General features: G+C 35.4%; 21 protein-coding genes. 11 read left to right on the top strand and 10 right to left on the bottom strand.

Annotated features, from left to right (window positions below):
* Positions 1–312 precede the first annotated feature (312 nt).
* Positions 313–2,796 (top strand): CoA-disulfide reductase, encoded by a 2,484-nt coding sequence (locus tag BZG02_RS08060; RefSeq protein WP_101260903.1) that lies wholly within the window; start codon positions 313–315, stop codon positions 2,794–2,796.
* A gap of 570 nt (positions 2,797–3,366) precedes the next feature.
* On the opposite strand, the gene BZG02_RS08065 is transcribed toward BZG02_RS08060, so the two are convergent.
* From BZG02_RS08065 to BZG02_RS08080, 4 genes are all read right to left on the bottom strand, one after another.
* Positions 3,367–3,738 carry a hypothetical protein gene (locus BZG02_RS08065; protein ID WP_101260904.1) on the bottom strand — a complete coding sequence of 124 codons (372 nt, stop codon included), beginning with the start codon at positions 3,736–3,738 and terminating at the stop codon, positions 3,367–3,369.
* A 49-nt stretch (positions 3,739–3,787) separates the two neighbouring features.
* Positions 3,788–4,765 (bottom strand): deoxyhypusine synthase family protein, encoded by a 978-nt coding sequence (locus tag BZG02_RS08070; RefSeq protein ID WP_101260905.1) that lies wholly within the window; start codon positions 4,763–4,765, stop codon positions 3,788–3,790.
* Between the two features lie 127 nt (positions 4,766–4,892).
* A complete protein-coding gene (locus BZG02_RS08075; RefSeq protein ID WP_101260906.1) occupies positions 4,893–6,299 on the bottom strand; it encodes a type III PLP-dependent enzyme domain-containing protein in 1,407 nt (468 codons plus the stop codon).
* 193 nt (positions 6,300–6,492) lie between these two features.
* Positions 6,493–6,738 carry a hypothetical protein gene (locus tag BZG02_RS08080; RefSeq protein ID WP_101260907.1) on the bottom strand — a complete coding sequence of 82 codons (246 nt, stop codon included), beginning with the start codon at positions 6,736–6,738 and terminating at the stop codon, positions 6,493–6,495.
* Positions 6,739–6,958: 220 nt separating this feature from the next.
* Between BZG02_RS08080 and acs the strand changes: the two genes are divergently transcribed.
* From acs to BZG02_RS08095, 3 genes are all read left to right on the top strand, one after another.
* Positions 6,959–8,863, top strand: a complete 1,905-nt coding sequence (gene acs / locus BZG02_RS08085) for an acetate--CoA ligase (protein ID WP_101260908.1) — start codon at positions 6,959–6,961, stop codon at positions 8,861–8,863.
* Between the two features lie 165 nt (positions 8,864–9,028).
* Positions 9,029–9,403, top strand: coding sequence for a VOC family protein (locus tag BZG02_RS08090; RefSeq protein ID WP_101260909.1), 375 nt, complete (start codon positions 9,029–9,031; stop codon positions 9,401–9,403).
* 3 nt (positions 9,404–9,406) lie between these two features.
* A complete protein-coding gene (locus BZG02_RS08095) occupies positions 9,407–10,186 on the top strand; it encodes a patatin-like phospholipase family protein (protein ID WP_101260910.1) in 780 nt (259 codons plus the stop codon).
* Between the two features lie 105 nt (positions 10,187–10,291).
* Here BZG02_RS08095 and BZG02_RS08100 read toward each other — a convergent pair whose 3' ends face one another.
* Positions 10,292–11,605 (bottom strand): cysteate synthase, encoded by a 1,314-nt coding sequence (locus tag BZG02_RS08100; RefSeq protein WP_180335668.1) that lies wholly within the window; start codon positions 11,603–11,605, stop codon positions 10,292–10,294.
* A gap of 356 nt (positions 11,606–11,961) precedes the next feature.
* Here BZG02_RS08100 and BZG02_RS08105 point away from each other — a divergent pair, with 356 nt between their 5' ends.
* From BZG02_RS08105 to BZG02_RS08120, 4 genes are all read left to right on the top strand, one after another.
* A complete protein-coding gene (locus BZG02_RS08105) occupies positions 11,962–12,939 on the top strand; it encodes a Gfo/Idh/MocA family protein (protein ID WP_101260911.1) in 978 nt (325 codons plus the stop codon).
* Positions 12,940–12,943: 4 nt separating this feature from the next.
* Positions 12,944–13,414, top strand: a complete 471-nt coding sequence (locus tag BZG02_RS08110) for a hypothetical protein (RefSeq protein WP_101260912.1) — start codon at positions 12,944–12,946, stop codon at positions 13,412–13,414.
* A gap of 310 nt (positions 13,415–13,724) precedes the next feature.
* Positions 13,725–15,347, top strand: a complete 1,623-nt coding sequence (locus BZG02_RS08115) for an AMP-binding protein (protein WP_101260913.1) — start codon at positions 13,725–13,727, stop codon at positions 15,345–15,347.
* Between the two features lie 351 nt (positions 15,348–15,698).
* Complete coding sequence (locus BZG02_RS08120; protein ID WP_101260914.1) at positions 15,699–16,268, top strand: acetate uptake transporter; 570 nt, start codon at positions 15,699–15,701, stop codon at positions 16,266–16,268.
* 168 nt (positions 16,269–16,436) lie between these two features.
* Here BZG02_RS08120 and BZG02_RS08125 read toward each other — a convergent pair whose 3' ends face one another.
* From BZG02_RS08125 to BZG02_RS08145, 5 genes are all read right to left on the bottom strand, one after another.
* The gene (locus BZG02_RS08125) at positions 16,437–16,751 is read right to left on the bottom strand and encodes a putative quinol monooxygenase (RefSeq protein ID WP_101260915.1); all 315 of its coding nucleotides are present in this window, start codon (positions 16,749–16,751) and stop codon (positions 16,437–16,439) included.
* Between the two features lie 141 nt (positions 16,752–16,892).
* A complete protein-coding gene (locus BZG02_RS08130; RefSeq protein WP_101260916.1) occupies positions 16,893–17,339 on the bottom strand; it encodes a hypothetical protein in 447 nt (148 codons plus the stop codon).
* Positions 17,340–17,425: 86 nt separating this feature from the next.
* On the bottom strand, positions 17,426–17,959 hold the full coding sequence (locus BZG02_RS08135; protein WP_180335669.1) for a periplasmic heavy metal sensor: 534 nt from the start codon (positions 17,957–17,959) through the stop codon (positions 17,426–17,428).
* Positions 17,952–18,389: an anti-sigma factor family protein gene (locus tag BZG02_RS08140; RefSeq protein WP_101260918.1), complete on the bottom strand. Its 438-nt coding sequence runs from the start codon at positions 18,387–18,389 to the stop codon at positions 17,952–17,954. Before BZG02_RS08140 ends, BZG02_RS08135 begins: the two co-directional genes overlap by 8 nt.
* A gap of 46 nt (positions 18,390–18,435) precedes the next feature.
* Positions 18,436–19,011, bottom strand: coding sequence for an RNA polymerase sigma factor (locus BZG02_RS08145; protein ID WP_101260919.1), 576 nt, complete (start codon positions 19,009–19,011; stop codon positions 18,436–18,438).
* Between the two features lie 274 nt (positions 19,012–19,285).
* Here BZG02_RS08145 and BZG02_RS08150 point away from each other — a divergent pair, with 274 nt between their 5' ends.
* From BZG02_RS08150 to BZG02_RS08160, 3 genes are read left to right on the top strand one after another with little or no spacing between them, the layout of a single operon-like run.
* Positions 19,286–19,624 (top strand): TM2 domain-containing protein, encoded by a 339-nt coding sequence (locus BZG02_RS08150; protein ID WP_101260920.1) that lies wholly within the window; start codon positions 19,286–19,288, stop codon positions 19,622–19,624.
* On the top strand, positions 19,625–20,044 hold the full coding sequence (locus tag BZG02_RS21300; protein WP_101260921.1) for a DUF2752 domain-containing protein: 420 nt from the start codon (positions 19,625–19,627) through the stop codon (positions 20,042–20,044). It begins immediately after the preceding gene.
* Positions 20,041–20,469 carry a magnetosome magnetite crystal formation protein family gene (locus tag BZG02_RS08160; RefSeq protein WP_101260922.1) on the top strand — a complete coding sequence of 143 codons (429 nt, stop codon included), beginning with the start codon at positions 20,041–20,043 and terminating at the stop codon, positions 20,467–20,469. Before BZG02_RS21300 ends, BZG02_RS08160 begins: the two co-directional genes overlap by 4 nt.

Genomic DNA, 20,469 nt, shown 5'->3' on the forward strand with positions numbered 1-20,469 from the left:
GAAAATAATATTCTTTTACATTATAATCAAAGCAAATCACTTTTCTTTTGAAGTCTTTATTAATGTAACCTGAAGCATTATTGGTTATAAGAATATTCTCATTTGAGAGCTTTCAACCTCCAACCAAAAAACATTGCAACCACTATAATACAATAACTTAACTCTTTTTTATAAATTTAACATGTTGAGCAACATACTAAATTTTAGCGTGGTAATATTGCAATGTTTTTTTGAAAGATTACATTTGCACTGTAATTATGTGGATATCTACATATAAAGATTGTAATAAAGATAACTTTTTAACGATATACAATGGCAAAATTCTTAATTGTTGGTGGCGTAGCAGGAGGAGCAACAACAGCTGCTCGTTTACGCAGAATGGATGAATCTGCAGAGATAATCATGTTCGAAAGAGGCGAGCACATTTCTTACGCAAATTGTGGTTTACCTTACTATGTTGGAGATGTTATTACCGAAAGGGAGAACTTATTACTTCAAACCCCTGAAAGTTTTAAAAAAAGACTTAATGTTGATGTTCGCATTAAAAACGAAGTAGTTAGAATCGATCGCGAAAACAAATTAGTTGAAATCAACGACTTAATCAACAATACAAGTTACACCGAAACTTTCGACAAACTGATTGTTTCGCCAGGTGCTGAACCTATAAAACCACCAATTCCCGGTATTAAAGACCAAGCAATTTTTACGGTTCGTAACGTTCACGATACAGATAAAATAAAAACTTACATCAACGAAAATAAGCCAAAAAAAGCAGTTGTTGTTGGAGCAGGATTTATTGGTTTAGAAATGGCTGAAAACCTTCATCACCTAGGTATGATGGTTACCATTATTGAGATGGCAGAACAAGTAATGACTCCTCTTGATTACGAAATGGCTGCTGTTGTACATCAACATCTAAAAGTGAAAAATGTTGAATTTTATTTGAATGATGGAGTTAGTCAATTTAAAAGAGAGACCGATCACCTAGAAATTCAATTGCAATCGGGTAGAAAGGTAGATGCTGATATGGTGATTCTTTCTATCGGTGTAAAACCGGAAACCAAACTAATTAAAGATGCCGGTATAGAATTGGCACCAAACGGTGGTATTAAGGTGAACGAATACCTACAAACCAGCGATCCTAATATTTATGCATTAGGCGATGCAATGGCTTTTCCTCATCCTATCACTGGTAAATATACGAATGCATATTTAGCTGGTCCGGCGAATAAGCAAGCCCGTATTTTAGCTAATAATTTGGTTTTAGGCCACAAACAAACCTACAAAGGAGCAATTGCTACTGCTATTGCCAAGGTATTTGATCTTACCATTGGATCAACCGGATTGGCTGAAAAAGTGCTTAAAAAAGAAGGTATTTCATACGTATCCAATATTATCCATAGCGGATCACATTCAGGATACTACCCTGGCGCAATGCCAACAACAATTAAAATTACATTCGATCCAAAAACCGGCAAACTGTATGGCGCACAAATAATCGGCTATTTAGGTGTTGATAAAAGAATCGATTTAATTGCAACTGTACTTCAAAAAGGAGGAACAATATATGATTTACAGGAAATTGAACATGCTTATGCTCCTCCCTACTCTTCAGCTAAAGACCCTGTAAACCAAGCCGGATTTACTGCAGGAAATATTATTGAAGGTTTGGTAAATATTATTCATTGGGATGAATTGCTTCAATCTCATGCTGCGAGTAATTTTATTTTAGATGTTCGTACTCCTGAAGAATTCGAATTAGGGCAAATTGAAGATGCTGTAAATATAGAGTTAGATGAAATTAGAAATCACTTGGATGAAATTCCTAGAGATAAGAAAATAATTATTTATTGCGGAGTTGGTTTACGTGGCTATTTTGCTGCAAGAATATTAATGCAAAAAGGCTTTACCGATGTTTGTAATTTAAGTGGCGGGTACAAAACTTACGAACACGCCACCTGCAAACAAAGCAACGAAGATATTTTCGAATCTAGTTATGTGGCTAACGATAGTCATATTTACAGAAAAAAATCAAGCACACCCGAAAAAGAAATTAGATCTGATATTAAAACTATTGAGGTAGATGCTTGTGGATTACAATGTCCTGGACCAATCATCAAACTTAAAAAAGAAATCGATAAACTGGAAAATGGTGATCGACTTCTTCAAAAGGTTACCGATCAGGGATTTATGAAAGACGTTGCTTCTTGGTGCAACATGACAGGTAACAAATTAATTTCTGTTGAATCGGACAAAGGAATTATTACAGCTCTTATCGAAAAACAGAAGAAAGAGGAACAATGTCCTACTTTAATTGGTGGTGTTGCAAAGAATAAAACCATGGTTGTTTTTTCGGATGAATTAGATCGAGCTTTGGCATCACTTGTAATTGCTAACGGAGCGGCTGCCACAGGAAGCAAAGTAACTTTATTCTTCACATTCTGGGGATTGAACGTTATTAAAAAGGCAAATAAACCGAAAGTTCAAAAAGACTTAATGGGTAAAATGTTTGCGAAAATGATGGCAAGCGATGCTGACGATTTGAAGCTATCTAAAATGAACATGATGGGCTTAGGCTCAAAAATGATGAAAAAAAGAATGATGTCGAAAAAAGTGGATTCTTTGGAAGATTTACTAAAAACGGCTATGGAAAATGGTGTGGAAATGATTGCCTGTCAAATGTCTATGGACGTTATGGGTGTTGATAAGGATGAACTACTGGAAGGAGTTACAATCGGAGGGGTTGCAACTTATTTGGAAGAAGCAGAAAAATCAAATATTAATCTATTCATATAATAGAAGTACCAATACTACACAAAAGGATTGTTTCTTTCGGGAAACAATCCTTTTTTTTATGTCAAAAAATAAAGAATCCAATTTACATTTTGTTTTAAATACCAAAAGAACTTTAGTGATTAGTATTCCTTAAACACAGCAGTCTTCGCGATAAAAGTTCCGTTTTTACTGGACATTGCCTCTGCAATTTTGTATTTTAAATACTCGTACAACTCAACAGAAATATTGCTCTAGAACCGATCCCGACTCTCTTCCTATTCCAATTAAAAAGGTGCAGTTGTAAATACAATTTAATTCAAGCTAAATCAACCGTAGCTTAAGCGAAGAATAATTTAGTGATTCAAATAGAAAGTACTAGTTGATTTTCTCTCGAACAGAGAAAATATTTAGTGCGTAGTGGTTGACTGAAGTAGCAGGATTATCTATAGTCCCTTAACTTATAGAATTCTGCTATTTCTTTCCTCCAAAAAATTCAGGAATACATTCAATTCAAAAGGCGATAAAATCAATTTAATGATTCTATCGCCTTCTTTAATTATTTAAATTTGGAAAGAATTAACGGCTAAACGTTTATTCATCCTCCAAATCGACTTCATCTATAATATCATCCTCGGCATCATCATCAGATAGCAAATAATCCGAATCGGAATCGGAATATTTATCTTCATACGATTCCTTCTTACTGTCTAGCAGATTTCCATCATCATCAAAGTCATCATCCTCTTCAATAAGCTCTTGTGCTTTTCGAACGGACATGCGAACCATGTAAATTTTATCCTCAGTCTCGAATGGCAAGGCACTTACTAATTCATTATTATGATTTCTGAATTCAATCAGATTATCCATATAACCCTCTGAATAATACAATTTTATTTGCTCTTGTATCTCCTGACTAAGCTTTTCATAGCTCTGGATTACTCTTGGTTTATTGCTGCTCTTCATACAATAATTTGTTTATCGAAAAATGGAAATATATTTGGTTTCTTTTAAATTACCACCCTAATAAATAGGCGAAAACTAATGGAGCTACAATAGTAGCATCCGATTCAATAATAAATTTAGGTGTATCAATACCTAATTTACCCCAAGTAATTTTCTCGTTTGGAACAGCGCCCGAATACGATCCGTAACTAGTTGTAGAATCGGAAATTTGGCAGAAATAGCTCCAAAATGGAGTGTTTGTTCTTTCCATATCCTGATACAACATTGGCACCACACAAATTGGGAAATCACCTGCTATTCCACCACCAATTTGGAAAAATCCAATCCCTTGGTCTCCTGCATTATTGGTATAATAATCTGCCAACCATGTCATGTATTCAATTCCCGACTTCATGGTTGAAGCTTTCAACTCTCCTTTTAAACAATACGATGCAAAAATATTACCCATAGTAGAGTCTTCCCATCCAGGAACTACAATTGGTAAATTTTTCTTCGCCGCTGCCAACATCCAGCTATTTTTAGGATCTATTTCATAATATTGCTCCAAAACACCAGAAAGTAACAGCTTATACATAAATTCATGAGGAAAATATCTTTCCCCTTTATCTTCAGCATCTTTCCAAATATCGTAAACATGTTTCTGTAATCTTCTAAAAGCTTCTTCTTCCGGAATACAGGTATCTGTTACTCTATTTAAACCTTTTTCCAATAGAGCCCATTCGTCTTTTGGGGTTAAGTCTCGGTAATGAGGCACTCTTTTGTAATGTGAATGAGCAACCAAATTCATGATATCTTCTTCCAGGTTAGCTCCTGTACAAGTGATAATCTGAACCTTATCCTGACGAATCATTTCTGCCAAAGATCTACCCAATTCTGCAGTACTCATAGCACCTGCAAGGGTAATCATCATTTTCTTTCCTTCGGCTAAGTGCTTTTCATAAGCAACAGCCGCATCTACCAAAGCTGCAGAATTAAAATGTCTGTAATGTTCTAATATGAATTCAGTAACGGCTCCTTTATTTTGCATGATTTTAAATTTATAGCAAAGTCTTTTAATATTATCTGGCAGTTAAATTTGAAACTTTCGTCTCCTTGCAGTGCCAATTCTGCAATATCTTTAAACACGTCCCTTTCTATTTCTAGAGAGGCAAGTACTATTTTTTATATCCTAAAAGTTTAAACATTTCATCAGCAGATTGTTCATTTCGATACACATAATCGAAAAAATTACCTTTTTCATCTCTGTCGATAATTACATGTTTTGGGGATGGAATCAAGCAATGTTTAATTCCTCCATATCCACTAATCGCATCCTGGTACGCTCCTGTGTGGAAAAAACCAATATATAATGGTTCTTTTTCATCGTTGGAGTAACTCGGAAGCAAAACCTCTTGGTTTAAATCTTCGGAATTGTAATAATCTGAGTGATCACAGCTAATTCCTCCAATATTTACCCGCTTATATTCATTTTTCCATTTATTAATAGGCAATAGAATAAATTTCTCGTGAATAGACCAAGCATCCGGAATAGTATTCATTAAACTATTATCTATTAAATACCAAGATTCAGTATCGTTTTGTTGTTTCTGTTCCAGCACTTTAAATACAATTGCGCCACTCTCACCAACAGTATACTTACCAAATTCGGTATAGATGTTTGGCTCTGGAATTTCATCCTTTGTACAAGCATCTTTAATATTAGCAATAATTTCATTAATCATGTATTCGTAATGGTATTCGAATCCTAGATGATTACGAATTGGAAAACCTCCACCCAAATTAAATGAGTCCAAACTTTCGCTATCCTTTTTTAATTCGGTATATACCTTTAATGCCTTCTGAAATTCACCCCAATAGTACAAACTATCCTTAATTCCTGAATCCACAAAAAAGTGAAGCATTTTAAGCTCGAACTTAGGATTATTTTTGATCCTATCATGATAGAAGTTAATAATTTCGTTACTTCGAATTCCCATTCTGGAAGTATAATAAGCCGATTGAGATTCCTCATTAATCGCCATTCTTAAACCGATTTTAACAACTCGATCCTTAGCAATTATTTCCAGTCTATCTAATTCCTGTACACTATCAAAAATGATAATACTATTTTTAAAACCAACCTCCTGCATATCCAGGATTTTTTTCAGATAATCGTCCGTTTTATATCCATTATGAACAATTATTCGATTCAAATCGATTTTTTTCTCCCGGTAAAGATTCAAAATCAAATCAATATCAAAAGCTGAAGAAGTTTCAAGATTAACATTGTGCTTTAACGCTTCTCCAATTACATGAGCAAAGTGATTACATTTTGTGCAATAACAATAGTGATAACTACCAGCGTAATTGTTTTTTTTGATCGCCTTATTAAAAAGATTTCTGGCTTTTTTTATTTGGTCTCCTATTCGAGGAAGGTAAAAAAATCTAAATGGAGTACCATGTTTTTCTATAAGATATTTCATAGAAATACCTTGAAAGGTGAGATAATCATCGCGTAAATCAAAGCCTTCCTGTGGGAAATAATAGCTTTGCTCAATCAAATCAAAATAGGTGTTTTTCATCTACGTAATCATAAAATATTTTTGTTGTTACTAACTGCCTTAATTTGCAAATAAAAACATTTTTTCAAAGAAATGTCCTCTTCAAAAAAAAAAAATCACTTAAGAACTATTTTTTTTTTAATAACCATCCGAAACTTCAACAAAATCAAGACTTTCACAATTCATTCTTATTCTGTTAAAATCGCAGAAAAAATTATTTAATTTCATCCTCAATTTCTTGCTCCTGCACTTTTGCCATTTTCAATCCTTCAACTAGAATATAAACCAATCCCATTACACTTAAAAAGCCAAATAACTTAATGTACTGCTTAAGTATCGACTTCGATTCTACACTCCAGTTAGGTGTTAATTCCGGAAAACCATTAATGACCAATACTGCACTAATCGATAAAATCAAAATTAGCGACAGAACAATAACTACCATTTTTTTATTACTCATTATTCCCTTTTATATTCCAATTAAAAAACCCTTGAAAACCAAGAGTCATTTCTTATTTACATGGTAATATAGTAAAATATCATTTTAATCGTGGCAACTTTTCGTTTTCCTTTCTTTTTTTACCCTGCGAATATTGCCAAAAAAAAATATTGGGCAGAGAATACAGAATTTCATATATTGAGATATGTACATTTAAGCTAATAACCTAATACTATTACACATGATAGATAAAATCAGCACTCTGGGAGGATACATCCATGAGTATCAAAAGAGTGTAGCAAAACCAGAAGAGTTTTGGAGTAGAATTGCAGAAAGTTTTTTTTGGAGAAAAAAATGGGATAAAATATTAGATTGGAACTTTTCTGAACCTCGAATTAATTGGTTCGTTAATGGAAAAATGAACATTACTGAAAACATTTTCGAAAGACATCTCTTCACACGAGGCAATCAACCCGCAATAATCTGGGAACCTAACGACCCCAAGGATGAAAATAGAATTCTTAGCTATACTGAACTATTTATAGAGGTTAAAAAATTCGCTAACGTATTGCTTCAACAAGGAATTAAAAAGGGAGATCGGATTGCATTTTACATGCCTATGATTCCCGAATTAACAATTGCCATGCTTGCTTGTGCAAGAATTGGAGCCATTCATTCTATCGTTTTTGCGGGATTCTCGGCAAATTCTCTTGCAGATAGAATTATTGATGCGGATGCTAAAATGGTAATCACATCGGATGGTGGATATCGAGGAAGTAAAATAATTCCAATTAAAGATATTGTTGATGAAGCTGTAGAAAAGTGCCCGAGTATAAAAAAAGTAATTGTAGTACAGCGAACCAATTCAAAAATAAGCTTCCATAATAAAATAGATATATGGTGGCACGAATGCATGGCAAATGCCGACGAAATGCACGAAGCAGAAGTAATGGATGCAGAAGATAGTTTATTCATACTATACACATCCGGCTCTACCGACAAACCAAAAGGAATTGTTCATACCTGTGGCGGATATATGGTGTACACCGCCTATACTTTTAAAAACGTTTTTCAATACAGCGATGGGGATATCTACTTTTGTTCTGCTGATATAGGTTGGATTACCGGACACTCTTACATTGTTTACGGTCCCCTATTAAATGGAGCTACAACAATGATGTTTGAGGGAATACCCACTTATCCTGATGCAGGTAGATATTGGGATATCGTAAATAAATATGGGGTTGCTCAATTTTACACCGCTCCTACCGCCATCCGATCCCTTATGTCGATGGGACAGGAATATATTGAAAATAAGAATCTTAGCTCCTTAAAGGTTTTGGGAACCGTTGGAGAACCTATTAATGAAGAAGCATGGCATTGGTATCACGATCATGTTGGAAAAAACAGATGTCCAATTGTAGATACTTGGTGGCAGACCGAAACTGGTGGAATTGCAATTAGCCCCATTGCAGGAATCATTCCTACCAAACCTTCCTTTGCAACCTTACCTCTCCCAGGCATTCAACCAATTATTGTTGATGCAGAAGGAAAAGAGCTATCTGGCAAAAGCGTGGAAGGAAATTTATGCATTAAATATCCATGGCCTGGAATGCTAAGAACCATTTGGGGAGATCATGAGCGATTTAAAAAGACCTATTTTAGCACCTATGATAATCTTTATTTCTCGGGAGATGGAGTAAAACGGGATGAAGATGGCTACTATCGAATTTTAGGTCGCGTTGATGATGTTATTAATGTATCGGGACACCGAATGGGAACTGCAGAAGTTGAGAATGCGATCAACGAACACCCATTGGTAAATGAATCGGCAGTTGTCGGCTTTCCTCATGATATTAAAGGGCAAGGAATTTATGCTTTTGTGGTTTGTGGCGAACTATCAGCTGGCGGCGAAGAAGGTATTAAGAGCAGTATTCGAAAAGGAGTAAGCAAAATAATTGGACCAATTGCAAAACCCGATCGAATACAACTTGTGAAAAGCCTGCCCAAAACTAGATCGGGTAAAATTATGCGACGAATACTCCGAAAAATTGCGGAAGGAAATCACTCGAGTTTTGGTGACATATCCACTCTTTTAGACACTTCGGTAGTCGATGAAATTATTCAAGGAGCAATCAAGAATTAGAACGACTAATAAGGTGGGGAGCTTATCGAAACGGTAAGCTCTTTTTTGTAAAAAACGCGACATTAAAAATAGATTAATTAGAATCAATTGAGTATTTTATAAAAATATTACTTAAATTTTTACAAACTATACTTCACTCGTTACCCTCTTACTTAATCCGTTGATATGAAAAAACATTTTTTAGGTTTACGAACTACTATTTACAAAACAACTGATCTAACAAAAGCAAAAACATGGTATTCCAAAGCATTCAATACCGCTCCCTATTTTGACGAAGATTTTTACGTTGGATTCTCGATTGCTGGTTATGAGCTTGGCTTACTTCCCGAAAGCGAACCAAGCTCTCCTAAAACAGATAACATCCTCTCCTACTGGGGTGTTAAAGATATAAATAAAGCATTTTCGCATTTATTAAACGCGGGTGCAGCTATTCACGAAAAACCAACAAATGTAGGTGGAGAGATCTGGGTAGCCAGCGTAATAGATCCTTGGGGAAATGTGATCGGCATAATTTACAATCCAACATTTAAATTAGATTAGCAAATGAAAATAGGAATTGCATTAGGAGGAGGTGGTATTCGAGGCTTTGCTCATTTAGGCGTACTAAAGGCATTGGAAGAGAAAGGAATACGACCAGATCTTATTTCAGGAGTAAGTGCAGGAGCAATAATTGGTGCCTTTATAGCTTCGGGATATACCTATGACAAAACCTTAAAAATTCTAAAAAATAAAACACTTTTGGCCTACTCTAAATTACATTATCCAAAATTTGGCTTATTTAGTTTGGATGGCTTAAAACAGGATCTTAAGAAACATATTAAAATAAAGAAAATTGAAAACTTAAAAATTCCAATGTTTATAGCCGTATCGAACCTAAACGATGGCAGAGTTGAATATATTAAAGAAGGAGATTTAACCAACTATATATTAGCCTCGGCAAGTATTCCGGTACTGTTTGCTCCTGTTGTAATCGATGGCAAAATGTACTCCGACGGTGGGCTTTTCGACAACCTTCCAATTTCTCCCTTGCTGCAAAAATGCGATGTTATTATTGCAGTTAATGTGAGTCCGGTTCATAAAATTGAAAAGTTTGATAATTTAGTGCAGGTTGCCTCCCGAACCTTTCAGCTGGGGGTTCACTCCAATATCATCCGACACAAAGAAAAATGTTCCTTATTTATTGAACCAACCGGACTACGAGAGTATGAAATATTAAATGGTAATCATGCCGAAGACATTTTCGAATTGGGTTACAATTACACCAAAAATTTAGAAATTGCTCCATTCGATATGACTTCACGAGAAACAAAAAAAGACCAATAATTCTAAATAACTTACGAGCAAGAACTACAAATCTGTTTGTTTAAAAGCAGATAATCACCAATATTGTAAGAAAATAAAAAAGCAGGCTCGAAAGCCTGCTTCTATTTATATTATTTCTGATGATTCTATTTTAAAGAGCTTATCTAAAACCTCTTTTAATGAATTTAAATCGGGGTTAATATCGAAAATATGAGATGGTTTCAAATAACAAACCTCTTTTTCTCTTTTGAAGCGCTCTTCTCCTCCACCGGTTATGTTTAACATGATACATGCCTTTTTATTGATATTTCCTTCCTGTACATATTTAATTAAACTAGCTACGGCAACCGCTGCTGCCGGATGAATATCATTCCCCTCTGTTTTTTCGAATATTTTAGCTGCTTCTAAAGCTTCTTCATTAGTCGCTTTTAAAACATCGCCACCAGCATCCTTCATTGCATCAAACAGGCCACCAACAATAGAGTAAGGAGGTTTCCGGTTCGACAATACTTTAGCAACAATTTCTTCTACCTGCTTTCTGGCCAAATTATCATCTAAAGGCAAAATATCTCTCGAATCTACCTTCCATGCATCGTACATTGGCAAAAAAGGAGTATTCTGCGATACCATCAATTTCATTTTATTGGAACCAAAACGACCATCTTCAATAAATCGAAGGTTGGCTTCCCAAGCCGCAATTGCTCCTGTTCCACTACCTACCGCCTGGAAATAATAATCAGGAATTTTACCAATTTCGCTTACTGCAGAAAGAACAGTGGTTCCCATTCCATCGCGACGGGCAACATTCTTAGCACCACCTTCGGTTATGAATCCCTCTAACTGACAAGCTAAATTCGACAAATGAATTGCATCGAAATAATCGCTTCCCGATTTTGTAGCAATTAATTTCACATTCTCCTTAATTGGCTCGTCGAACCACAGAGCATCAATATTATCCTCAGGAACACAAAGAAGCAAAGGAATGTTATTATCGGAACACACTCTTGCAAATGCACGTGCTGTATTTCCCGCAGAAGCCACCACAAGAACTTTTCCTGTATCACTCAATCGTCCACTTACCGAAAATGCCTCTGTTTCTTTAAAAGAGCAGGTTCTAAAATTGGCTCCTTTTTCCGGCCAATATCCACTAAATGTGATATATAAATTTTCCAGACCAAGGTATTTAGACAATCCTTCACTTTTATAAGTTGCAGGAGCCGACGATCCTTCCAATATTCTATAAATTGGCAACCAATCGGCAAATTTGTAAATTCCCAACGAGCTATCCTTCAGCTCCAATTGCTTTTTTTGATACTTTGTTCTTATTAAACAAGCTTTCTCTTCTGCTGGCGCATCTAAAGTCCAACCCTCGTCTTCAAATTTCTTCCCTGTTTCAAGAGACTCCAGAATATATTCAGTAGCTCGAAAATTTATAGCCATTCGTTTACGTTTTGATTTTGAAAGCATAAAAATAGACATTTTGAACGGCTTGATAAACATTTTTTAACTATTTAGAAAAATTTCCTCTTAGCTTAGCCCGGTAACAGTAAGCATAAATAGAAAGAAACAAACCTCGCAAAAAACGACACAACTCTTATTATCAGCTAAATAAATCTTATATTTTATTTAGTAATACTAAAATACCATCCATTACACAAGAAAAACTATACTGCTTTTTCATTTCTCCTTTTAACACAAAAGCTTATATTTAAAAATCAGTAATTTTATCTGAATCGTAATTTTTCATCCGAATTTTATTATCATTCTGATGAATTAAAAAATAAACACTTGTTTTTATGACTATTAATTGGGGAATTTTAGGTGCAGGCAGAATTGCAAAGAAATTTGCAGATGACTTTAAAGTAGTAAACAATGGAATAATTAGTGCGGTGGCATCGAGATCGGCAAATCGATCGAATGAATTTGCTCGGGAATTTAAAATTCCAAAAGCCTATTCCTCGTACGATGAAATGGTAAAAGATTCGGAAATTGATGTCGTTTATATCGCTACACCACACAATTTTCATTTAGAACATGCCATGCTTTGCCTAAACAACGGCAAATCTGTTTTGTGCGAAAAACCAGTTACCGTAAACTCTGCCGAGTTTGCTATCCTTCAAAATCTTGCAAAAGAAAAGAATCTGTTTTTTATGGAAGCTATTTGGACCTACTACTTACCTGCTATACAGCAAGTAGTGAGTTGGATTCAGGAAGGAAAAATTGGAGACATAAAACAGGTTCAGCTTAGTTTTGGTTTTCCTGGTGATATGGATGAAAAAATGCGATTAGCAAATCCGGATCTTGCAGGTGGAGCTTTATTGGATATTGGAATATATGGCATCGCCATGGCTGAATTGGTGTTTGATAATGAGGTGGAAAGTATTCAGTCAATGGCTCATTTTTCGGAAACTGGAGTTGATGATTATAATAGTATTCAACTAAAATACAAATGCGGAGGAATGGCTCAAATTTCAAGCTCGTTTGTGTGCGAACTTAAAAATGAAGCTGTTATATATGGTACAAAAGGACGCATTGAAATTCCTCAGTTTTGGATGGCCAAAAAAGCATTCTTAATTAGTGAGGAAGAACAATTAGAGTTTATTGATACCGATAAACAGCTTGGATACAATCATGAAGCATACGCTGTAAATGAATTACTAAACAATGGCGCAACCGAAAGTGCTGTAGTTCCTCAACTAAAAAGCAAAAGAATTTTATCAATTATGGATCAGGTGAGATCACAAATCGGTTTAAAATATCCATTCGAAAAATAAAAACATGAATAAAAATGACATTATACTGGGAAAAGGAATTCTAAATATTCAATTTGGAATGCTTAGAGCCGAAGTAGAAAAAATACTGGGAAACCCAGATGATGTTAAGGAATATTCTCTTGCACCAAACGAAGGAAGTGTAAGTCTTTTCTACCATGAGAAAGGACTTAGCTTTACCTTTGAATCGATTGACCAATACAAACTGAGCTACATTTCGGTGTTGGATAGCCGTTATAGTATTTTTCAGTTTATTAAACTTGGGTTAAGTAAAAGCATGCTTCTGGATGAATTAGAACACTTCCAACTCGGAGAATATGAATTTGAAGATGTTTATTCGGAGGAGTTTCCAACCCATGAATTGATCTTTTTCCGCAATAAAAATTTACATCTATGGATCGATAACTGTGTAATTTCAGAAATACAATTTGGTCCCTATTGGGAAGATATTAAAACAATTGTTTGGGAAAATGAATAGGGCTTCCTTTTTCCACTAATACGACTTTAAACCGCCATTTCTCTGTATTTAGAATGAAATAAGCAAATAGTAAATCTATGTTCTCTATCACAAATACAATTATTGTCTGCTAAAATATTTTTTATAAATTGCGCCCATATTAAAACAAGGAGTTCACACTCCAACACAACTATATTACTTCCTAATCAAAAAAGTTGCACCGGTTCCGGTGAACGAACGAAAGATGGTTTTTCAATTGTTAATTGATGTATTATAAAATAATTGCATCACGGGTTAATTGTGTTCAATTAGCTCCTATAAACTGAAAAGAATGAACAAACTATCGTACGAGCATGGTAGCTCGAACTTGCCTCTTTTAGGCGAAACAATTATTGAGCGTCTTCGCAAAACAGTCGAATTATTTGGCGATCGAGATGCTCTAATTGTTCCTTATCAGAATTATCGCGCAAGCTATAAGGAGTTTTGGCAACAAATTGAGGATGTTGCGAAAGGATTACTTGCCTTTGGTGTAGAAAAAGGAGATCGTGTGGGAATATGGTCGCCAAACCGACACGAATGGGTAATTGTACAATTTGCTACTGCACGAATTGGAGCAATTCTGGTAAACGTAAATCCCGCATATAAAGCTAAAGAACTTAAATTTGCACTTCGTCAATCTGAAATTAGTCTATTAATCATGTCGGAAGGCTTCCGAAAAACGAACTATTTCGAAATTATTCAGGAAGTTAGGCAGTCGTGTATTCACCTAAAACAAATTGTGATATTGGATCGCGACTGGCATGCTTTAATCGAAGCAGGAAAAAGAATTAACACCATTCAAATTGAAAAAATTGAAAAGCACTTGCAATTTGATGATCCAATTAATATTCAATATACTTCGGGAACAACGGGATTTCCAAAAGGTGCAACTTTAACACATCATAATATTTTAAACAACGGCTATTTTATTGGCGAGCGTTTGCATTACAACGAAAACGACCGGGTTTGTATTCCTGTGCCTTTTTACCACTGCTTTGGAATGGTATTGGGAAATTTGGCTTGTATTACGCACGGTGCCGCAATGGTTATTCCAGGTGAAGCTTTCGATGCTGAAACCGTTTTACAAACTGTTCAGAACGAGAAATGTACCTCGCTGTATGGAGTTCCTTTAATGTTTATTGCGGAATTAGAACATCCTAATTTTAAAAAGTACGACCTAAGCAGTTTGCGCACCGGAATTATGGCTGGAGCTTCTTGTCCGGAAAAAGCGATGCTCGAAGTACAGGAAAAAATGAACATGAAAGAAGTAGCCATTTGCTACGGAATGACAGAAACCTCTCCTGTTTCCACTCAAACATTTGTAAACGATAAGCTAAGCAAACGAGTGGGTACGGTTGGTCGTGTTCATCCTCATCAGGAAATAAAAATTGTTGATCCGGAAACGGGAAAGATTGTTGAACGTGGTGAAGCTGGCGAATTTTGTACGCGAGGTTATTCAGTAATGCTTAAATATTGGAACAACGAAGAAGCCACCAAATCGGTAATTGATGATGCCGGTTGGATGCATACCGGCGATTTGGCAAGCATGGACGAAGAAGGTTACGTTAGCATTACGGGTAGAATAAAAGATATGATTATTCGAGGTGGAGAAAACATTTCTCCCTTCGAAATAGAAGAATTTTTTCATTCTCACGAAAGTATCAGCGAAGTATATGTAATAGGCGTACCCGATTACAAATACGGCGAAGTGGTAATGGCATGGGTAAAATTTAAGGAAGGAAAATCGGCTTCGGAAGAAGAGCTTAGAAATTACTGCAAAGGACAAATTGCTACTTATAAAATTCCTAAGTACTTTAAATTCACAAACGAATTTCCAATTACCGTTACCGGAAAAATCCGTAAAATTGAAATGCGTGAAATTTCGACCAAAGAACTAGAATTAAGCAGTAGATAGCGAATCACTCCTTTTTACGTGCTGCTGATATGTGAAGCTCTATGTTTACTTATAAATTTTAAAATACTTCAAAAAAAATCATTACTAATCCTTATGCACAGCTTGTGCATAAGGTTTTTTTTATTTGGAGTCTTCTCTCCTCTTTTTCAGACCTTTTGTACACATTTTTAGAGGAATAAATCTCTATTTCCTCCACAAAAAAGATGCTTACCCATTAACTATCAAGATCTTACAGATTCCAAAACAAAACATCTCCCTAAAAGCATGTTTTATAACTACTTACACAGAGTACTAGTCTTTTGATCAAATTGTTAGTTTTGCGGTCGGAAAAATTAGAAATAAAATATAAAGATGAGTAACGGTAAATTAGGTAATCCGGCGGTAGTCGGACTTGGCGGGTTTGGATTGACAACCCTTTTATTGCAATTTCACAACATAGGCTTGTGTGGACTAGGTCCGGTTGTTGCAATGGGTTTTGTTTTTGGTGGATTCGCACAGCTTATGGCTGGCATGCTGGAACACAAAAATGGAAACAATTTTGGTTTTGCAGCATTTGCAGGTTACGGATCTTTTTGGATTGGCTTAGGACTTATCTGGTTGATGAATTTTTACGGAGTATACAAATCATCGACTACTGATGTAGGATATTACCTATTAGCCTGGACATTATTTACCCTTATTTTATGGGTGGCATCTTTCTTTATTCATGCAGCAATGGCAACTACCTTTACAACTTTGGTAATTGGCTTTATTCTTTTGGATTTAGGACATTTCGGATTCCCAATATTAAACGTAGTAGCAGGATACGAACTTATTATTTGTGCATTATGCGCTTGGTATATGATGGCTGCAATTATTATTAACGACGTTGCTGGTCGTACAATTTTAAAAGTGGGTCAAGCATGGATCAAAGCAAATTAGTATTCCTTTACCTACAGCTTTTTTCGAGCTGTATTTAAAGGAACCAAAAAGAGGTGAACCGAAATTTTCTCAAATCAGATCGGTTTGCCTCTTTTCTTTTTTCAATATTTCTTTACTAGAAAGTGGAAGTACGAAGAACGCTGGGTACTTAAACTCAATAATACCTCCCTATTTTAATATTTCTTTGTGCAAACTCACGTCAAATTCCTTTACGTGATCTGGCTTATCTCCCTTAAAAAAGTCGACTATATATTTTTGATTGCAATGCGAATCAAAAGTTTTCTGATCGTAAAACTTCTCGATAAAAGTAATAACATGCGGATTATCAATACTCTGATTAAGTTCGTAACGAATACAACCACCCTCCTGATGAGTTGGAAGTAGTAAAGCATGCAAATTTTTGATCAACTGATCGGACTCTCCCTCTTTTGCAATAAATCTTGCAATACACACCAACTGAGTTTCGTTTTTTCTAATTTCCATATCTATTTTTTTTTGTTTTGATTCTTTCGAAATTCAAACTTAAGGAAAATTTTAGGAATCATCATCACTTGCAATGCCTACAAAAAGGCCATCGATATTCTATCAACAGCCCTTTCGGTTTACATTACAAATAAGCATTCCTTACCAGTTTCCACGCCCATAAGCTCCCCTGCCATTTCTCCCTTGTCTGCACCCATAAGCACAAGCATTTCCTCTTCTCCCGTTTCTTCCATAAAACTGACTATTCGAGTTTTTGTTTTGCAGGTATTGTTCGCGTTGTGCAGGAGTTAATATGGCACTTACGGCATTGGTGTGTCTATTAAGTTCTTCCAGCATTTTCTCTCTCACAATTTCCCGAGCATTTACACTTGTTGCAGCCCTTCTTTCGGTACGCAAAGCATCCATAACTTGTAAATGACTTGCTCTTAAATCAGCCAATTGTTGATTCTGCTCCACCGTTAAATTTGATATTTGACAACAATCATTCGTTCCACGTCTGTTTTGTGCAAAACTGCTAACTGCAGGAATTGTGAATACGATTACTAAGAGCAGTAATCCAAGCTTTTTAATTAAATTTTGTGTTTTCATGATCTTCATTTTTTGTTATTTTTTGACATACTTCTCCCAGGATGCAATACAAATCACTTCCAAAAAAGAATTGTTATAATTAAATGCTATTGATATCTACCGCCAGGACCATTGCCACGCCCCCAGCCTTTTCTTCGGCCTTGTGGTGGTTTTACTTCCACTTCTTTTTGTAATAAACTACTAAACAAATCATAAAGTTTCATTTGTTGCTCCTCATTCAATTCACTCTTCATATCCAAATAAAACTGAACGGTTACCAATTTCAACTCCTGATGTTTACTACCTATTAAACCGGCAATATTTTTCAGTTCCAGAGTATCGCAATTTTTTGTTCCCAATTGCTGCACCATTTCCTTTCTTAGTCCATTCAACTCCTTCATAATTTGATTTGCATCCTGATTGTACTTCCTATTTAGGGTACGAAAAACAATCCGCGTCTCCTCATCTAATCCTAATTGCTCCTTCAAAAATCTGGTTCTGAATTCATCTGGCAATTCTACATTACTATCCGCTACTGGCTGCTCTTTTTGCATATGATACCAGAACGAGCCTATTGTAGACAAATTAATTGCCAACAAGATAAAAGCCAACCACATCCAAAATTTCTTTGTGTTATTCATGATATCCATCATTTAAAAAGAACAATTCAATGGTTTCGCTATCTATTTCATTAAAATAAGGATCGATTACATTCGATTGTTGCAAATTTTCCGAATCCTTAGCAAAATTTGCTCCCATAAAAATACCCGATCCAATCGCCATCAGAAAAACCAAACCTAGTAACGCCGGCATTACTACTCTTGTAAACACAGGCGAAGAGCTTTCCTCTTGCTCCTCTTTCCATCGGTTTAGTGTTTTGGAAAGAAAATAAGGATTTACTGCTTGCATTTTTTCCTTATCGATAACTCCCATGGCATTCTTTAATAGCGCCAAATGTTCGGAACACCGGTTACAAGTCGACAAATGATTTTCTACCAGTACCATTTCATCCTTCAAGAGTTCTTTCTCCAGATAAAAAATTAATTTGCTATTTACCGTTTTGCATTTCATTTGTCTTATTTTAAGTATTGGACACCAGGGATTAAAAATACTTGCGCTACTTCTTAAAATTTTTATAATAATCGATCAATTTTTTCTGTAAATTCGTTTTCGCACGAAATAGCAATGACTCTACCGACGATTTTGAAACTTGCATTAAATCAGCAATTTCCGCATAACTTAATTCCTCGTACTTGCTTAATGTAAAAGCAATTTTCTGATTTTCGGGCAAAGCATCCAAGGCCGCATGAATTGCCTTCGCATGATCTTTTTCCTCCAAATATCGATCGGGGTTTATAAAACTTGCCTCCTCACTAATTTCCTCCTTCTTCGTCTGAAAAAAGTCTTCGATTCGATGAAGAAATTTTCTTCTTTTATTCGACCGAATTGTATTTAAACTTCGTGTAATTGTGATTCGATACAACCAAGTTTTTAAACTTGACTCCCTTCTAAATTCATTTATTGCATGGTACACTTGAATAAAAACATCCTGTGCAACATCTTCGGCATCTGTTTTATTGTGAAGCATCCCCATAGCCGTATTCACCACCATTGCCTGATATGTCTCGACAAGCTGGCGAAATGCAGTTTCATTTCCAGATTTAAGTTGTTCAACTAACTCCTTTTCGGTCATAGTAAAAATACTTCGATACGGTATGTGAATTTAATTGCTTAGACACCCAATCACAAATAAACTTGCGTTCTTCCAAAAAAAATTGAAAATAATCACCAAAACCTCACAGAATAGCCATTTATTTATCTTTTTAGTATGTTACAAAAAATGATTTTCATACTTTAGCATCTTTTATTTTTACAAAATAAAATTCAAGTGGAATCGAATACCACTTTAAAAATAGGGCGCATCCGAAAAGCCATACGAGTAGGTCTATAAAATCTAATTTTACACTATGGAATCACAAAAAGTTGACATGTTTATCATGACCTACGGAAAATATTTCGAAAGTCACCAAATCATAGGAATCAGAGAAAGCTTAAAAAATGCTGATGAATCCAAATGGTCAGTTGTTCAATCTATCTCTTTTAAAGATCCAACAACAAGTTTAATCGTTTCCTTACTAGGTGGAACATTGGGTATTGATCGTTTCTTTTTGGGCGATACAGGATTGGGAATTGGTAAATTGATAACATGTGGTGGCCTTGGAATTTGGACCTTAGTCGATTGGTTCCTAATTATGGGCGCAGCAAAAGGAAAAAACATGACTAAATTAATGCAAGCACTAGCTTAAATGATAGTAAGCAGGAATCGGCTTTATGCCCTACTAATTGGAGCATGTTTAGTGGGATATTTATGGTTATTTCTCAACCTGACAAACGAAAGCGAATTTCTTTCGAAGGAAGTAAATGTTTGTTTGTTTAAAAAAGTAACTAGCATTCCCTGTCCTTCCTGCGGGTCAACAAGGTCTGTTTTATCTTTGCTTCATGGCAAGATAGAACAGGCTTTTCTTTTCAATCCAATTGGCTTCCTTCTATTTTTAATTATGATGGTAAGTCCGATTTGGATTTGTATTGATTATTTATTAAAAAAGGATAGCTTTTACCATTTCTACAAGCAAGCAGAGCGCATTATAAAGCAAAAAGCCGTTGCAGTACCTCTCATCGGCTTAGTTCTATTAAATTGGATTTGGAACATTTATAAAGACATATGAGCCCCGGTAAATTCCCTTACGAAGTACAAGAACATGAAGCCGAAAAAGCTTCGAACAGCTATGTGATTTCGCTTGCTGCGATGGTAGTAGGATTACCTCTCCCCATTTTCAATTTAATTGCCACTTTCTTTTTTTTTATTGCCAATAGAAAAGAAAGCTACTTTGTTCGCTGGCACTGCACACAAGCTTTACTTTCGCAGTTCTCTTTACTATTTGTAAATAGTTTTGGCTTTTGGTGGACCGTAGCAATTCTATTTGATTCCCAACCCATTACCAACCACTACATTTCCTATCTAATTACTGCTTTCCTGCTTAATCTGGCCGAATTTACAACAAGCATATATACAGCAGTAAACACCCGAAAAGGAATTCATGTTTCGTGGTGGTTCTATGGCGAAATCACCAACTTAATCTGCAAAAAATAA

It is taken from the genome of Labilibaculum filiforme, assembly GCF_002843315.1.
GTDB classification, from domain to species: domain Bacteria; phylum Bacteroidota; class Bacteroidia; order Bacteroidales; family Marinifilaceae; genus Labilibaculum; species Labilibaculum filiforme.

Excerpts from the sequence above, each read along its gene's own strand:
- BZG02_RS08060 (WP_101260903.1), top strand. The coding sequence starts at position 313 with ATGGCAAAATTCTTAATTGTTGGTGGCGTAGCAGGAGGAGCAACAACA.
- BZG02_RS08065 (WP_101260904.1), bottom strand. The coding sequence starts at position 3,738 with ATGAAGAGCAGCAATAAACCAAGAGTAATCCAGAGCTATGAAAAGCTT.
- BZG02_RS08070 (WP_101260905.1), bottom strand. The coding sequence starts at position 4,765 with ATGCAAAATAAAGGAGCCGTTACTGAATTCATATTAGAACATTACAGA.
- BZG02_RS08075 (WP_101260906.1), bottom strand. The coding sequence starts at position 6,299 with ATGAAAAACACCTATTTTGATTTGATTGAGCAAAGCTATTATTTCCCA.
- BZG02_RS08080 (WP_101260907.1), bottom strand. The coding sequence starts at position 6,738 with ATGAGTAATAAAAAAATGGTAGTTATTGTTCTGTCGCTAATTTTGATT.
- acs (WP_101260908.1), top strand. The coding sequence starts at position 6,959 with ATGATAGATAAAATCAGCACTCTGGGAGGATACATCCATGAGTATCAA.
- BZG02_RS08090 (WP_101260909.1), top strand. The coding sequence starts at position 9,029 with ATGAAAAAACATTTTTTAGGTTTACGAACTACTATTTACAAAACAACT.
- BZG02_RS08095 (WP_101260910.1), top strand. The coding sequence starts at position 9,407 with ATGAAAATAGGAATTGCATTAGGAGGAGGTGGTATTCGAGGCTTTGCT.
- BZG02_RS08100 (WP_180335668.1), bottom strand. The coding sequence starts at position 11,605 with ATGGCTATAAATTTTCGAGCTACTGAATATATTCTGGAGTCTCTTGAA.
- BZG02_RS08105 (WP_101260911.1), top strand. The coding sequence starts at position 11,962 with ATGACTATTAATTGGGGAATTTTAGGTGCAGGCAGAATTGCAAAGAAA.
- BZG02_RS08110 (WP_101260912.1), top strand. The coding sequence starts at position 12,944 with ATGAATAAAAATGACATTATACTGGGAAAAGGAATTCTAAATATTCAA.
- BZG02_RS08115 (WP_101260913.1), top strand. The coding sequence starts at position 13,725 with ATGAACAAACTATCGTACGAGCATGGTAGCTCGAACTTGCCTCTTTTA.
- BZG02_RS08120 (WP_101260914.1), top strand. The coding sequence starts at position 15,699 with ATGAGTAACGGTAAATTAGGTAATCCGGCGGTAGTCGGACTTGGCGGG.
- BZG02_RS08125 (WP_101260915.1), bottom strand. The coding sequence starts at position 16,751 with ATGGAAATTAGAAAAAACGAAACTCAGTTGGTGTGTATTGCAAGATTT.
- BZG02_RS08130 (WP_101260916.1), bottom strand. The coding sequence starts at position 17,339 with ATGAAAACACAAAATTTAATTAAAAAGCTTGGATTACTGCTCTTAGTA.
- BZG02_RS08135 (WP_180335669.1), bottom strand. The coding sequence starts at position 17,959 with ATGAATAACACAAAGAAATTTTGGATGTGGTTGGCTTTTATCTTGTTG.
- BZG02_RS08140 (WP_101260918.1), bottom strand. The coding sequence starts at position 18,389 with ATGAAATGCAAAACGGTAAATAGCAAATTAATTTTTTATCTGGAGAAA.
- BZG02_RS08145 (WP_101260919.1), bottom strand. The coding sequence starts at position 19,011 with ATGACCGAAAAGGAGTTAGTTGAACAACTTAAATCTGGAAATGAAACT.
- BZG02_RS08150 (WP_101260920.1), top strand. The coding sequence starts at position 19,286 with ATGGAATCACAAAAAGTTGACATGTTTATCATGACCTACGGAAAATAT.
- BZG02_RS21300 (WP_101260921.1), top strand. The coding sequence starts at position 19,625 with ATGATAGTAAGCAGGAATCGGCTTTATGCCCTACTAATTGGAGCATGT.
- BZG02_RS08160 (WP_101260922.1), top strand. The coding sequence starts at position 20,041 with ATGAGCCCCGGTAAATTCCCTTACGAAGTACAAGAACATGAAGCCGAA.